The 14,638-nt window shown below is 59.9% G+C and carries 10 protein-coding genes; 6 read left to right on the top strand and 4 right to left on the bottom strand.

All coding sequences use genetic code 11. The features are described 5' to 3' along the window. Nucleotides 1-211: 211 nt before the first annotated feature. Together ABX749_RS05055 and ABX749_RS05060 are read right to left on the bottom strand one after the other, a co-directional pair. Complete coding sequence (locus ABX749_RS05055) at nt 212-742, bottom strand: hypothetical protein (protein ID WP_372895031.1); 531 nt, start codon at nt 740-742, stop codon at nt 212-214. A 103-nt stretch (nt 743-845) separates the two neighbouring features. After that, on the bottom strand, nt 846-1,646 hold the full coding sequence (locus ABX749_RS05060) for a hypothetical protein (protein WP_372895032.1): 801 nt from the start codon (nt 1,644-1,646) through the stop codon (nt 846-848). 35 nt (nt 1,647-1,681) lie between these two features. Here ABX749_RS05060 and ABX749_RS05065 point away from each other — a divergent pair, with 35 nt between their 5' ends. The 4 genes from ABX749_RS05065 (at nt 1,682) to ABX749_RS05080 (ending at nt 7,791) form a co-directional block, all read left to right on the top strand. Beyond that, nucleotides 1,682-2,161 carry a hypothetical protein gene (locus ABX749_RS05065; RefSeq protein ID WP_372895033.1) on the top strand — a complete coding sequence of 160 codons (480 nt, stop codon included), beginning with the start codon at nt 1,682-1,684 and terminating at the stop codon, nt 2,159-2,161. Nucleotides 2,162-2,300: 139 nt separating this feature from the next. Further along, complete coding sequence (locus ABX749_RS05070; protein ID WP_372895034.1) at nt 2,301-3,041, top strand: RNA polymerase sigma factor; 741 nt, start codon at nt 2,301-2,303, stop codon at nt 3,039-3,041. A gap of 178 nt (nt 3,042-3,219) precedes the next feature. After that, nucleotides 3,220-7,311, top strand: a complete 4,092-nt coding sequence (locus ABX749_RS05075; protein ID WP_372895036.1) for a protein kinase — start codon at nt 3,220-3,222, stop codon at nt 7,309-7,311. 15 nt (nt 7,312-7,326) lie between these two features. Beyond that, entirely contained in the window at nt 7,327-7,791 is a 465-nt protein-coding gene (locus ABX749_RS05080; RefSeq protein ID WP_372895037.1) for a hypothetical protein, read from the top strand. Nucleotides 7,792-8,121: 330 nt separating this feature from the next. Here ABX749_RS05080 and ABX749_RS05085 read toward each other — a convergent pair whose 3' ends face one another. Both ABX749_RS05085 and ABX749_RS05090 read right to left on the bottom strand, forming a co-directional pair. After that, the gene (locus tag ABX749_RS05085) at nt 8,122-10,518 is read right to left on the bottom strand and encodes a WD40 repeat domain-containing serine/threonine protein kinase (RefSeq protein WP_372895039.1); all 2,397 of its coding nucleotides are present in this window, start codon (nt 10,516-10,518) and stop codon (nt 8,122-8,124) included. Beyond that, nucleotides 10,515-11,123 (bottom strand): RNA polymerase sigma factor, encoded by a 609-nt coding sequence (locus tag ABX749_RS05090; protein WP_145219647.1) that lies wholly within the window; start codon nt 11,121-11,123, stop codon nt 10,515-10,517. Before ABX749_RS05090 ends, ABX749_RS05085 begins: the two co-directional genes overlap by 4 nt. Before the next feature lie 357 nt (nt 11,124-11,480). Here ABX749_RS05090 and ABX749_RS05095 point away from each other — a divergent pair, with 357 nt between their 5' ends. Next, entirely contained in the window at nt 11,481-13,685 is a 2,205-nt protein-coding gene (locus tag ABX749_RS05095; RefSeq protein ID WP_372895040.1) for an efflux RND transporter periplasmic adaptor subunit, read from the top strand. Between the two features lie 10 nt (nt 13,686-13,695). After that, nucleotides 13,696-14,638, top strand: a 943-nt coding sequence (locus ABX749_RS05100) for a site-2 protease family protein (RefSeq protein WP_372895042.1), incomplete at its 3' end; no start/stop codon positions are given.

A 14,638-nucleotide genomic window follows, 5' to 3' on the forward strand; every position in this document is an offset into this window, starting at 1 on the left:
CTTAGCAGCGTCGGGCATGCTATGCCTGCCAATGGCGTCGGGCATGCTGTGCATGCCAATAGGCGTAGGGCATGCTATGCATGCCAATGGCGTAGGGCATGCTGTGCATGCCAATAGGCGCAGGGCATGCTGTGCATGCCAATAGGCCGTCAGGCACAGCCTGACCTACACCTACACCAAACATCCAACCCACACCTGCCATCAAGACACATCAACAAACTCCTGGACTGCAAAAATCCTCGGATTCCACCATCAGATTCTCGATCTCTTCCAAGAGATCAAAACGCTGAACCAGCCAATCCGCTGGCAGATCAACATCCGATCGCCAATTCGCCGCATCGAGTTCTTCCAGGGCACAGAGTTTCCGCAACAGTCGCGTCGAAGGACGGCAGTATCGCATCACGATCTCACGTTCCGAAATCTCCTCGCCGACCTCCAGACAGCCTTGGCTTTTCAATGCGGCACAGATCTGGGGCTCACGCTCGATCCACCACAAGGGTTCATCTGCCGCGACTTCAATTCGGTGGATCAGTCGATCGGGCCGGCAGCGGATCGTGATTCGACTTGTTTGTCCGCGCCAACGCTGAAGCGTCTGAAAAAGCCTGAACCGTGATCGGTACACCCCAGGCAATTCGATGACGACGACATCATTCTCAACGTGACCGAGAAGCCCGACGTCGACCAAGGCGTCGCATACCGAGTGGGCATCCCATTGCTTCTCTAGAGGAAGATGTAAATTCATTGACCTTCATCCATCGACGAGTAAATTGTGATCGATCTGCATTCGATAATAACGTGGATCCATCTGGCTTCGGACACTCAAACGGCAAGTGTTTGCTGCCTTCCTATCGCCTCGTATAGGGCTCGAACTCTGCAGCATGCTTTCTTCGGTACTCCTGCAACTTCGGCACTTCTTTTGGAAGCAGCGGTCGAATCAGGCCAAGATTGAGAAAGTGTTTGACGACCTTGGCGCTGTGTTGCGCGGCACGCTTGCAGGCGCCCTCCTCGTTCATGATGTTTGGAGACACGCCCTTCAAACGGCCAAAGTGTTTTTCGATGGCGACCTCCATCCGCTGGTCGTTCGAAACGGCTTCCACATCACCGAGCCCACCGTCGTACAACGACAACGCCGCCATGTGCTCACGCGGGATGTAACTTGTGATGATCGTGCTGCGGTCCCCTTCGAACGAAACGAACTCCGTTGTCACTGCCTCGGTCGTCTTCACGGGGTCTTCCCCTTTCACCGCCAAAACGACAACCATCTGGTGCTGCCACTCGCAAAGCGCGATCGTGCACCCGTCTTCATGCAAAGCGAGTGCTTCGTACTGCTGGCGCAACCCCAGACAGGGTCGCTGTTCGAATCGGACCCAACGAAACCCCTTCAACTGATTCGCCAAGCCCTCAAACGCGATGCGGGCCTGGGCCGGCATGTCAGCGAATTCAATCGGCTTGCTAGTTCGGCACACCGCGTTGAGCGCATCGCTACGCCCCTTCAGTTTGCTGACGACTTTGATGGCAACCACGGCGATCAACGCCAGTGGAAAAAACATCTGTGACTTGACCAACTTCAACAGCACACCGAAGGGAACGTTGGTGACATCTTCAGTCAAGTAATCCTCGTTCGACACGTCGCCATTGTTTGACATTAAACTTTGTTCTCAGTTCTTTTGGGAGAGAAACAATGACGCCGAGCGAACCGACTCCGACATCACGCACCTACCTTCACGACCGCTGTGAGCAACCGACGGTTGTTTCGGATGAGGCCTTTTCGGCGCTCGCCAGTCCGTTAACGGGTGTCGAGCAGACCTATTGTAACGCATGCAAAAGCATGTTTGCGGTCGACGAATTTCGCTGGGCGGACACGGATGAAAAACTTCCGGACTACCACCGTCGTCACGCGAGCGGCGCATCAGCGATCGATCGATTTATCGCATCAAGGCATTCGGTGATTGTCGCCCTGGTCCTGGCCGTGTTGCTCGGAGCTCTGACAATGATCCTCTCCTTGGTTTTTCAGGGCGAGGAACTGTTGACGTCCATTTTCTTTGGCATCGGTGTAGCCGTTCTCTCGCTGATCGCGATGGCGGCGGTTTTGATTTTGATTCTTACCCCGCTTGTCCACCGCCGCGTGTGCAAGGTGTCTGACCCCAGGCGGCTCATCTAGCTGCGTAGGGCATGCTCTGCATGCCAATCGGCCGTCAGGCACAGCCTGACCTACACGGAACGTTTCGCTCTACACGGCCAGTCCATCTGTTTTCCCATCCGATTCGAAGAGACCAAGTACGATCTGGTATCGTGACGCAATGCGAGAAACCGAAGTGGATGACGATCACCGACACGATCCGTTCGGGTCGACGCGGTGGAGCATCGTGCAAGCCGCCGGGACGGACGGGACGCTGGCTCGCGCTGCCCTCGAAACGCTGTGCTCGGCATATTGGCTACCGGTCTACGGCTACGTCCGATCTCGGGTGACGGACGTGGACGATGCACACGACTTGACGCAGGCCTTCTTTGCAGAGTTTCTGCGGCGAAAGACCGTCGCGGCTGCGGATCCGTCGCGAGGTCGGTTCCGGGCGTTTCTGTTGACGGCGTTGAAACACTTTCTCGTCAACGAGCATGCCCGCGACACGACGCTGAAACGGGGTGGAGACCAGTCCATCGTCTCACTCGATCGAGACGTCGCCGAGAATCGACTGTCGACCGGCCGCCAATCGAACAGGACGCCTGAGCAGGAATTCGAACGTCGCTGGGCACTGGCATTGCTCGATCACGTGCTCGAACGCCTGGCGCAGGAACAGGCGGCCGCGGGACGCGAGAGGGAGTTTGCCGAACTCAGGCCGTTCCTGACCGGCGAGCAGCAGGAAACGTCGTTGGCCGACGCCGCACGCACGTTGAAGTCGACTCCCCAGGCAATTCGCGCAGCGATTTACCGGCTGCGGAAACGCTATCGCAGCCTCCTGCGGGACGAGGTCTCACAGACCGTTTCGTCCGCCGATGACGTGGACGACGAACTCATGCGTCTGATTTCCGCCGTCAGTTCTTGAAAAAAACTGCGTCACACTCGCCAGCGCTTGCTGTAGAGACAGTTGAACGACGGTCGGCGTGCGACCGCGTTGGCGGATGAAATTGTAGGATAGACTCGATGCCACACTTTCTGTGGGTCCCCCTTGCGGCCCAAAACAGCGAGCGCGAGATGACGTCTGTGCGAAAGCCGTCGCAACCATGAAGCCGATCAAACCAGCGAATCGTCGAACCTGTACGACTTGCGGAACTCCGCTGTCCCACGATCAACTCGGTGGACTCTGTCCCAAGTGCCTGTTGCTCGCCGGAGTCGCGACGGGCTCGGGCAGCCATTTGCGGATTCGCTGCCCCCAATGCCACGTGACAATCGAGATCGTCGACGAACCTTCCGTCCGCGATGTCACCTGTCCGTCCTGCGATTCGCGATTCAGCTTGGTGGGCGGGCGGGAGACGACGGTCGCCGTCGCCAGCGGCGGGACGGTCGGCCGCTTTGAATTACTGGAACGGGTCGGCATCGGAGCGTTCGGCAGTGTCTGGAAAGCCCGAGATCCGCAACTCGATCGGCACGTGGCGATCAAGCTTCCCCGCAAGGAACAACTGACGAGCGGTGAGGCGGAGCTATTTCTTCGTGAAGCCCGCGCCGCCGGACAACTCCAACATCCCGGGATCGTCTCGGTGCATGAAGTCGGTCGCGACGGCGATCGAATCTATATCGTCAGCGACTTCGTTCCCGGTGTGACACTTGCCGACACGCTCTCCGCACGCCGGCCATCGACGCGTGAAGCAGCCGAACTGTGCCGACAGGTGGCCGAGGCGTTGCATCACGCCCATCAGCATGGCGTGATCCATCGGGACTTGAAACCGTCCAACATCATGCTGGACGAAAGCGGCCGTCCACATGTGATGGATTTTGGTCTTGCCAAACGGGAGGCGGCCGAAGTCACGATGACGGTCGAAGGCCGGATTCTCGGCACACCGGCCTACATGTCTCCCGAACAAGCCCGCGGCGACGCCCATCGTGCCGACGCCCGCAGCGATCTCTATTCGCTCGGCGTGATCTTGTTCGAGATGCTGACCGGCGAGAAGCCATTCCGCGGCACCAGTCAGATGCTGTTGCATCAGGTGCTCCGAGAAGACCCTCCCAGTCCGCGGAAGCTCAACGGCAGCGTACCGCGTGAGTTGGAAACGATCTGTCTGAAATGTCTGGAGAAGGAACCGGAGCGACGATTCCATTCGGCTCAGGAACTGCAAGACGAACTGCAACGGTACCTCAACTCGGAACCGATCCGCTCGCGACCGATCTCCAGGCTCGCGCGGAGTTGGCGTTGGTGCCGACGCAATCCGCTGGTCGCCGGTCTGACCGCCGCCGTCGCCATCTCGCTCCTGGCCGGACTGGCGGCGTCGTCGTGGCAGTGGAAAATCGCTCAACAGAACTTCGAAGACGCCGACGCCGCACGGGCACTCGCGATGGAAAGTCGATCGGCAACCGAAGTGGCGCTGGACGAATCGGAAAGCCGCCTGGCCCGTGTGTATGCCGAACGCGGGCTGCTGCGCATCGACACCGATCCACATCAAGGGCTGCCGTGGTTAATTCATGCGTTGAAGACCGAGCCGAATGATTCGCCCTCGCTGCAGATGCACCGCATCCGATTGGGGCTGCTGACCCATGACCTTCCCAGGCTGGCTGGTTTTTGGCCTCAAGCGGTCGATGCGAGATTCAGCAACGACGGCTCGAAGGTTGCCATTGCGACGGGCAACCAGGCCCAGGTGTTCGTGCTGCCGGAGATGCGATCGGCCGGTGTGATGCGACACGAGCAGCCGGTCGTCAGCGTCACGTTCACCCACCAAGGTGACCGATTGGCAACGGTCTGTGCAAGCGAAGGTAAACCTCCACGGGTGCGGATCTGGGAGACGTTAACAGGTGCCCCCCTGACTGACTCACTCGACCTGACCGATCACCAATACAACATGCGCGACACGCCGACGATTCACTTCACCCCCGACGGCGATCGATTCGTTGCCGTCTACGCAGGCCTGTACAACCGCTGGCACTCCAAGATGGCAACCCGCGTCTTCGACAGCAAGACGCTCGAGCAGATCGGAAAGACGTTCGCCCATCACAGTGACCTGGACTACACGTTGGGGTACCACACACTGAGTCCCGACGCATTACACGTCCTGGTGCCGCGTGGGACCACCGCTGATGACGAGCGGACAGACTGGAACCAACAGGGGTCGTTTACTGGAGAGATGGAGTTCCCACAGCAGTACGACCTGATCACCGCGGCACCCGTCCATCCGCCACTGGAGCACAAACTCGATTTTTACGGGAGGCTGACGTATAGCAGCGACGGCAGCCTGATCGCGACCGCGGAGGGCGGACAACTCAAAGTCTGGAAGTCGATCGACGGGACACTGGTCCGTGAGTTCGCCCTGGTCGATCAAAAAGATGCGAGCGTGTGGTTCCATCCCCGGGAACGATCGTTGTTGGCGATGGAAAAGACAACGACGTCTTGGTGGGACCTCGATTCGGGCGATCTGAAACAACGCTGGAAACACGACGACAAGTTCTTCGTCGATCCGACGGGACAATACGCGGTGTACCGCGACTCCAATGGCAGCGACTACGTTTCGGAGATTCAGCCGGGCGATGTCAAAGTCAACGCCGAAAAACATTCGCTGCCGGACCTCTATCGGGTGAAGTTTTCGCCCGATGGCTCTCGGTTTATCCTCCACCCCGAAGGACACACCGAGGCGGGCGAATACGTTGCTCCGCCACATCAAATCTATGACGCCCGCGATGGCAAACCCGTCACCGCAGCCTGGCGATTTGACGGCTCTCAAGTCGACGAACCCTTTTCGGCCGACGGACGCTTCCTGTTGAGCCGGTTCGACGAGGGTGTCTGGCTGTGGGACCTCGATCAGCGTAAAAAACTGTTCCGTGATTTCCCTCCCGAACGAAGCAACGCGGTCGTGGACGCCGCGGTCAGCGATGATCGGTTGCATCTGGTGGTGTTGACGGAAGACGGAACGGTTTCGGGCTGGGAAACCGAGACCGGTCGTTCGCTCTTTAACCCGTTTAAGATTCCGCGTCCGTCCGCTACCGACCAGCGCAGTCAATGGAAGTCTCTGTCGCTCGACGCATCGGCCCGCCGCATCGCGGTGGTGGGAGCGTTCCGCGATCCCCATCTCGAGAATGAATCCCGCGATGTGCACGTCGTGCAAGCGTGGGACACGGCGACCGGACAGCCGTTGTTTCGCCAGAAGGTCTTCGACGAAAACGTCAGTTCCTGGGTCTACCCGGTGTGGTTTCTTGACAACGGCGACAAACTCCTCGTTGTCGAATCGATTCATCGTTGGAAACAGCGTCAGCAGGGAGCGTTGGACGCGTTGGATTCGACCAGTTTGCACGTCATCAGCGCGACCACCGGCGACGCCATCGGTGAGTCCCGAGAGGTGGATCACGAATTCCGTCTACTGGACATCACCGCGGACGGCAGTCGCTGTCTGGTCTTCCGTCAACAAGATCCCTGGCAATACAACGGCAAAGCCCCCGTTGAGTTCGAGCCCCACGTGCAGTTGTTTAGTACGGAAACCTGGTCGCCTGTCACGGCGAGGATGGCACCCGTCAGCGGATCGGCGTGGAACGCAAAACTTACCGCCGATGGGACGCGGATCGTGATGGGAAACGGCGAAGTCTGGGATACTGCCGGCGGCGTGCAACTCATTCCGGCGGTCCTGGCACATCGCGACGTCGGCGAAATCATCCTCGGCGAGGATGGAAAGGCATTTGTCGTGGTCGCCGATTCCAACAGTAGCTCGTGGGACCAGACGACCGAGATTCGTCATTTTTCCATCGACGGCAAATCCATCTCGACTCCGATGATCAACAACCGAACGGGCGTTTCTCACTGCGCGATGCATCCGGCCGATTCCGTCCTCGCGGTGGCCGGACACGGACTGAGGTTTTGGGACGCCGACGGGGGCACTCCTCTCTCGGCAGCCATCGACCTTCATTGCAGTCGCAGCATGGGCCGCGTTCAAAACGACGACCGCATGACGTTCTTCACCCCCGACGGTAACCGACTTTACATCGAGGCGGGCGGAGATCTGTTCGTTGTCGATTGGCGTGAGATCGTTGCCGGTGTGCCGACCGATCAGGTCCTTCAAGCGTGGGCGGGTGTGCTTTCCGGTCGACGGATCGACGACGCCGGCGGCACGATTGCGCTCAGCCCCGACGAGCTTCAAGACGCCTGGAATACCCTTTGCAGCGACGATAACGAATTGCCTTAACCACGGAGATCGATCATGCGTTTCAACGTTCCCAAACGATTGCTTCTTATTCCCAGCTGTCTTGCCATCGCCCTGCTAGCCGCAGCCCCGGCCGCCGAAGAGGCCATCGGTGTTCGAAACGACGCCCTCCTAGAACAGGTCGGACAGAAATGGAGATACCCGGGGACCGGCTATTCCGGTCGCGGCCGGGCGGGAAGCATCCGGACTGGGGTGCAACACGCGGAAGCTCCCTATCACAAAGTGTGGCAACACTACGCCGATCAATGCGGGTTCGACCAGCAGTTCGACGATGGCTTGTTCGTGCTCGGACGCGAAGTCGACGGCACCGTCTATCTGGTTGATGATCGGCGCTCCCAGACCGATGGCAAACGCGCACGTACGTTCTTCGTCTGCAATGCCCCGAACCACTCCGTCAAGGTGATCTTGGAACCGCACGCCGACGCTGCGACACAAATCTTGATGACGATCAACGTTCGCTGAACCGGATGACCTGGCCGATCACCTCGGGCTTCGCACAAGGTCCGCAAACGAGAACGAGCGGGATTAGCCAACGGTGATACACAAATGCCTTGTCAAACACGAATGTTGTGCATGGCCGTTGGCCAAATTCAACCTGATTGTGATGAGGTTCCTGGGGCGGCGCAACCGTCGCCAAGGCTCGGTTTGCTCGCCCCAGGCTGTGGATAGGTATGCCCTTTGGGCAAAAAGCGACTGGCGTAGATAACAATGCCGCTAGGGAGGGTTTCTCACGGTGAGCCTGACAGGGGTTTGCTTTCGAAACGTTCCCCTCGACGTTCTGCGTCGCAACCGCTATTCCTTCAGCCCGCTCAGGTCCCAGACGCGGATGGTTCCGTCGCGGCCGCTGGTGGCGATCTGGTGTGTGACCGGATCCAGGGAAACGTTATGAACGGCTGACTCGTGTCCGGACAGCGAGGTCACCAGTTCGCCGCTGGCCAAGTCCCAAATGCGGCACTTTCCGTCTTGGCTGGCGACGACGGCATGCGTTCCATCGCCGCAAAAGGCGACGCTCCAATTGTCACCGCAGCTGCCGACCAATTGACGGTCTTCCAACCCCGTTGCCGTGTCCCAAATGTGAATGGTTTTTCCCCAACCGACGGTTGCCAATTGCGTTCCCGTCGGTGCAAATTTGACGTTGTAGATCGGACCTTCGTGACCGAGCAGCGTCTGCCGCGTCTCCAGTGTTTCGGCATCCCAAATCCGCACGATCTTGTCGCTGCCGACCGATGCGATCAACCGTCCGTCGGGTGACCAATCGACACTATAGATCGATCCCGGCTGTGTCACGCTGGCCAGCGGACGCCCCGAATCGATGTCCCAGGTGTGGATCACGCCATCGTGATCACCGGCGACGATCCGTCGGCCGTCGGGTGAAAACGCGATCTTGCGGACCGCGCTGTGGGCGTCCCATTCCTGCAACAATTCCAACGACTCGGAATCCCAGATCTTGACCATGCCGTCGTTCCCGCTGGTCGCGACGATGTCCTTGGTCGGGTGATACTGAATCATCCAGACGATGCCACGATGGGCGTCGAAGCTTCGCAACACCTTTTGCTGTTTGACATCCCACAACCGCACGCTGCCGTCTTCGATCGCGGCGACCACCTTTTCACCACTCGGATCAAAGTCCACCGCCCAAACCGTTCCCGGGTTGCCCGCCAAAACGGTCGACGGAAAAACCGGACCGGCATCGACTTGAGGGACCGCGGCCGGTTCGCCACGCGTCGCCAGAAAGATCACGGCGGCAGACAAGCTGGCGATCCCGATCAATCCCGCGGCCCAAGCGGCGCGGAGTGTATTGCGGGAGACCAATCGATGCGAACCGCTGCGGCGCAGTTTCTTCGACGTGTTCGCAACCGCCGGGACCTGCAGCGGTGAAATCGGGCCATAACTGGTCACGATTTCGGCCAAGGTCTCGGCGACAAAGGCTGCCGACTCGGGCCGCCGCGCAGGGTTCTTGTCCATCAGTGCCATCGTCAGTTCGGACAATGGCAAGGGAATCTTGGAATCCAACTTCACCGGCGGCGTCGGCGTCTCGTCCATGATGCGTTTCATCACGCCGACGATCGACGGGGCTTCAAATGGCGACACGCCGGTCAACATTTCGTAGAGCACCGCACCGAGCGAGAACAGATCACTCTTTTCGTCCGCGGTCGCGCCGGTGGCTTGCTCGGGTGACATGTACAGCGGCGTTCCGGTGACCATCCCGGTCTTGGTCAGGCGGACATCATCGGTCGCGCGGGCCAAACCGAAATCCGTCAACTTGACGCGTTCGGTTCCCGATTCGATCAAGATGTTCGCCGGCTTGATGTCACGATGCACCATGTCGCGTCCGTGCGCGGCCGACAGCCCCGCGGCGATCTGCATCGCGATGCGAGCGGCCTCACTCGGCGGCATCGGTTTCTCCTCTTGCAGTCGTTTTTCCAGCGTCACGCCTTCGATGTACTGCATCACCAGGAACGCGACTTCGCCTTGATCCTCGCGCGCCACTTGATGCATCGCCACCACGTGTTCGTGGGAAATCGCCGCCGCGGCGCGGCCTTCGCGACAAAAACGCTGACGGGCCACGTCGTTCTTGGCGTACTCGGGATTGAGCACCTTGATCGCGACGTTGCGTTGCAAGTGGGTGTCAAAGGCTTCCAACACGATCCCCATGCCGCCCCGACCGATCACTCGTGAAACTTCAAAGTGGTGCAGACGCCCGATGTAGGCGGGGTCGTCGGACTTTTTCAGAAACGGCAATGCGACGGGGGTGGCCGCTTCGATCGTCGGCGTCAAATCCGGATCCGATGCCGCCGGGGACTGATCCGATGGGCCGGCTGAGCTCGATGGGCCGCTCGTGTTCGATTCGCCGCCCTCGCTAGCGGGCAGGTGCGTGACGCTGGCGTCCACGTTCGGCGTGTCCTGACCGTGAACGCTGCCCGACACCGCGGCGACGGCTTTCCAATACGCAGAATCGCTCGGCGGCAGCGCCCCGACCGCTTGCCCGACGAGATCCTCGATCGGAACGTCCTTGGCCGCGGCGCCTTCCAGGATCGCAGTGCCTGAAATCGCGACCGATTCGAGGACACTTTGGCAACGCGTGCAGCCCCCGATGTGCTCGGTTGCACCACTTGCTTCCGCCTCCGGCAACGAACCACCGACCAACGCTTTCAATTGCGTCTTGGTCGGGCACGCTGAAACAGTCATTGCGTTTCCTCTTCTTGTTCCAGTCGCTGGATCTCGGCACGGAGCCGCGCGGTCACGCGACTTTTGGCGACGTAGATCGCGCCGGTGCTCATTGACAATTCCTTCGCCGCCTCGGCAGCCGAACGGCCTTCGACCGCCGTGATCCGAAAGGCAGACCAAGTTTTGGGATCCGAATTTTCTTCGACGGTTTTCATTGCGATCGCAGCAAGTGAACGAAGGTGTTCCAATTCCCACTGCTCGCTGAGTTCATTTCGGTCGTCAGCAGCTTGGGATAACAATTCCAATTGAGCCGTATCATTGCCCGACGGTCCGGCTTTTTTTCGCTTTTCAAAATAGGTGTACAGCCGGTTCCGGGTGATCGTGAACAACCACGAGCGAAAGCCGCCTTTTTCCTTGTCGTACTCCAACCGCCCGATCGCCGAACCGACCCGCCGAAAGACGTCTTGCACGATGTCTGCCGCGTCGGCGTCTTGCAGCCCCCGGCTGCGGACGAATCGGTAGAGCATCGGGCCATAGTCACGCAAAAAATCGCTCCATGCCTCGTGATCGTTGGCGTCGCGAAGCCTCAAAAGGAGCGTCGCTCGCGTCACAGGAGATTCGCTCACCCTGTCTGTCTCAATTTTGAAGTTCGGTCCACTCGGCCACCGGCAGTGACGGCGCAAAAAACCAAGCGTGCGATTGTGCAAGACAGTATAGCGACCGAACCGACGCTCACAGTCGGCACGTTCCTCCGCAAGAACTACCTGGCCGAGATCGCTGTCTTACAACCGCCGGTTTGGAATTCGCGTCTTTTGGGATTCTTCGCCTCCCTCCCGACCCGAACATCCCACCCTACCGACCCCCCCGTTTAGAATCCGTTGCGGAAGCCCCCGCGGGAATTCGCGTCCTGCCGGGTAATCCGATTAGTTTCACCACATCGCCCCACTCCTGTTTCTCAATCAGCGACCCTCGCAACCACGCCCGTGCCGAGTTCTACGAAATCATCTGACGACGCCGCGGAGCCGAACGCCCCCCACGACGAATGGCAACCGGTGCACCCGACGCCGTCCGACGCCGTCGGTGATCCAGGGCTGGAGCTGCGTGATTCAGCGGATCCGATTTCGACGACCGTTCTGGCCATCGCCGCTCAGTCATCCAGTCCGACTGAATTCCTGGAACAGATCGCCGGTCGCTGGCTGACAGCGTTTCGGGCGGACGTTGTCGCGGTCACGCACCCCAACTGGCCCGCGGCGATGATGCTGGCGTCCGACGCGGAGCTGACTCGGCGGCTGGACGCCGATCGCATCGGCAAGCTGCTGGCTGCTTCCACCTCGGCCGCGACCGCTTGCGATCTGCCGCTGCAGCCCGCGTCTGACTCGCCGCTTTCCGAATCTCTCTCTCGGGCGCTCGAATCGAACGGACCCGATTCGGGAAATCAAGCTCGCGGGTTGCACGTTCGTTTGATGGACGGACGCAACCCCTGCGCCGTGTTGCTGATTTACGCCGATCGCCGTGTCCCCGACGTCGCCGCTCAAATTCGTCAGTTACGGCGGTTGGCCGAATTCGCCGACTGCTGCCGGATCGCACTTCACAGCTACCGCGACGATCACGCCAAGCAACCGCTGCCGATGCCCGGCGACGCCGCCGGTGGCGAACGTGCGTTGCGTCATTTCCACCGCGATTTGGATGTCACCGGAACCGCCTTTCGGATCGCCAACGAAACCCGACGAGTGCTGGAGCTCGATCGCGTCACGGTCCTGATCGCCAAGGGGAGCCGGCTGCGCGTCGAATCGGTCAGCGGCGTCGCCGTTGTGGATCGACGCGCCAACGCGATCACCGTCGCGGAGACGCTTGCGCAGCGGGCGCTGGTCCTGGGTCGGCCGATCAAGCTGCCTTCGCCAGACCCACTGCCGCCACAACTGGCCGATCCGCTTGATCACTATCTGGAAGAAACAGACGTCGCCTCGGTATGGGTCATGCCGCTGTATCAGCCCCGCTCGTCAAAGGGGACGAACGACCATCGAAATCGATCATCCGCCACCGACCTTGCCGAACCTTCACGCGCCGAGTTCACCGACGACCTCTCCAGCGACGCCGAACCGATCGGCGTGCTGTTGCTGGAATCTTTTTCCGAAGACGCCGAAGTCGAACCCACTGCCGCGATGCGTGAAATCGCTGCCGAAGCCGCGATCGCGTTGGCGAACTCTCGCGAGCATCATCGCATCTTCGGCTTACGCGTCCTGAAAACCCTCGGCGACTGGTTCGGTGGACGTCGTCTGCCGTACACCACGCTCGGCTTGATGGCGACGGTCCTGTTGCTGATCGCGGCAACGGTGATCCAAGTCGATCACAAGATCATTGCGACGGGATTCGCCGAACCGTCGGGACAGCAAAACGTCTTCGCACGTACCGATGGCGTCGTCAAAGAAATCTTTGTCCGCGACGGCCAACCGGTTGCAAAGGGTGACGTGTTGATGCGTCTGGAAAACGCCGACTTGGAATCCACCGCCGAATCTCTGTCGGGGGAACTCCAAACGACCGCGCAACGCCTGACATCGATCCGATCGATGCTGTTGGATCCGGCCACGGATGCAAAACAGTCGGGTCGGATGGCGATCGAACAACGCCAACTGCAAAGCGAGCTGAACAACCTGCAGAGCCAGCTGGATCTTGTTCGCAGCCAACTTGCCGAACTGCAGATCACCGCTCCGATCGATGGCGTGGTGTCGGCGTGGCAACTCAAACGCAAACTGTCCGACCGGCCGGTCGCCCGCGGCAATCATCTGCTGAGCATCGTTCGTACCGATGGCCCGTGGCAGCTGCGGCTCGAAATCCCTGACAAAGACGCCGCCGAAATCCTTCTCGCGTCGACCGCCCACGATGCACTGAAAGTCGAATTCGCCGCCGCGTCCCATCCCGAATCAACCTTCGTCGCCACACTCCAGTCCGTCTCCACCGCGGCCAGACGAAACGCACAGGGCGCGACCGTCATCGACGCCATCGCGACGGTCGATCGCCCCGTCGACGCCGATCGTCGATTTGGGATGCAAACGTTTGCCTCCGCCGATGCGCACAACGGTGTCGAGGCGACGGCCAAGATCCTCTGTGGGCGACGCTCGCTGCTGGGCAGCTGGTTCGGGGACGTCACCGATTTCGTCCATCGCAACCTTCTCTTTTACGTGCGATGACACCGATACGATGACGCTGACGCCGCTTCGTCACCACCGATCGCAAAGCTCCGCGAAATCACCGATCGGTTTGCGCAAACGCCCGGATCTGGTGTTCGTCAAAACCGAGCACAAACATGATTCCGCGGTCGTCGTCAAAGATCCGATTGCGATGAAGTATCACCGCATGCGCGACGACGAATGGTTCGTGCTCCAGCGGCTGCGTCCGGGTGTTTCACTGGAATCTCTTCGTGACCAATACCAGGCACGCTTTCGCCCGGCCAAGGTCACGCTGTCACAATTGAACGACCTGCTGTTTCGACTTCATCGACTCGGGTTGACCGTTTCGGACAGGGCAGGGCAGGGCGATCGATTGCTGGAAAAACGACAGTCCGATCGACGACGACGCATCACCCAACAATTCTCAAGCATTCTGTTCCTACGGTTTCCGGGGGTCGACCCCGAACCGCTGCTGAAACGTCTCTATCCCCTGGTCCGACCGCTGCTGAGCGGCGCGGGTTTGGCGGCGATGTCACTCGTTGCGATCGCCGCGATTCTGACGCTGGCTGCCAACTGGGATCGTTTCGCGGCCGAGTTCCCTGCCGTGCAACAGTGGTTCCAACTGCGTTCCGTTTTCACCCTGGCCATCGTCCTCGGTGTCACCAAAGTGCTGCACGAACTCGGGCACGCGTTGGTCTGTAAACGTTTCGGCGGGGAGTGCCATCAGATCGGTCCGATGCTGTTGGTGTTTACCCCCGCGCTCTATTGCGACACGTCGGATTCGTGGATGTTGCCCAACCAGTTCGCGCGTGCGGCAGTCGGGCTGGCCGGCATCGGCACCGAAGTCCTCTTGGCATCGATCGCGACGCTCCTCTGGGCATCCACGGGGCCGACGTTGATTCATTCGCTGGCCATGAATGTGATGGTCGTTTGCAGCGTCAGCACGGTCTTGTTTAACGCCAATCCGCTGCTTC

The sequence above is a fragment of the Stieleria sp. genome, from assembly GCF_041595215.1.
Lineage (GTDB): Bacteria > Planctomycetota > Planctomycetia > Pirellulales > Pirellulaceae > Stieleria > Stieleria magnilauensis.

Excerpts from the sequence above, each read along its gene's own strand:
- ABX749_RS05070 (WP_372895034.1), top strand. The coding sequence starts at position 2,301 with ATGCGAGAAACCGAAGTGGATGACGATCACCGACACGATCCGTTCGGG.
- ABX749_RS05065 (WP_372895033.1), top strand. The coding sequence starts at position 1,682 with ATGACGCCGAGCGAACCGACTCCGACATCACGCACCTACCTTCACGAC.
- ABX749_RS05085 (WP_372895039.1), bottom strand. The coding sequence starts at position 10,518 with ATGACTGTTTCAGCGTGCCCGACCAAGACGCAATTGAAAGCGTTGGTC.
- ABX749_RS05075 (WP_372895036.1), top strand. The coding sequence starts at position 3,220 with ATGAAGCCGATCAAACCAGCGAATCGTCGAACCTGTACGACTTGCGGA.
- ABX749_RS05080 (WP_372895037.1), top strand. The coding sequence starts at position 7,327 with ATGCGTTTCAACGTTCCCAAACGATTGCTTCTTATTCCCAGCTGTCTT.
- ABX749_RS05055 (WP_372895031.1), bottom strand. The coding sequence starts at position 742 with ATGAATTTACATCTTCCTCTAGAGAAGCAATGGGATGCCCACTCGGTA.
- ABX749_RS05060 (WP_372895032.1), bottom strand. The coding sequence starts at position 1,646 with ATGTCAAACAATGGCGACGTGTCGAACGAGGATTACTTGACTGAAGAT.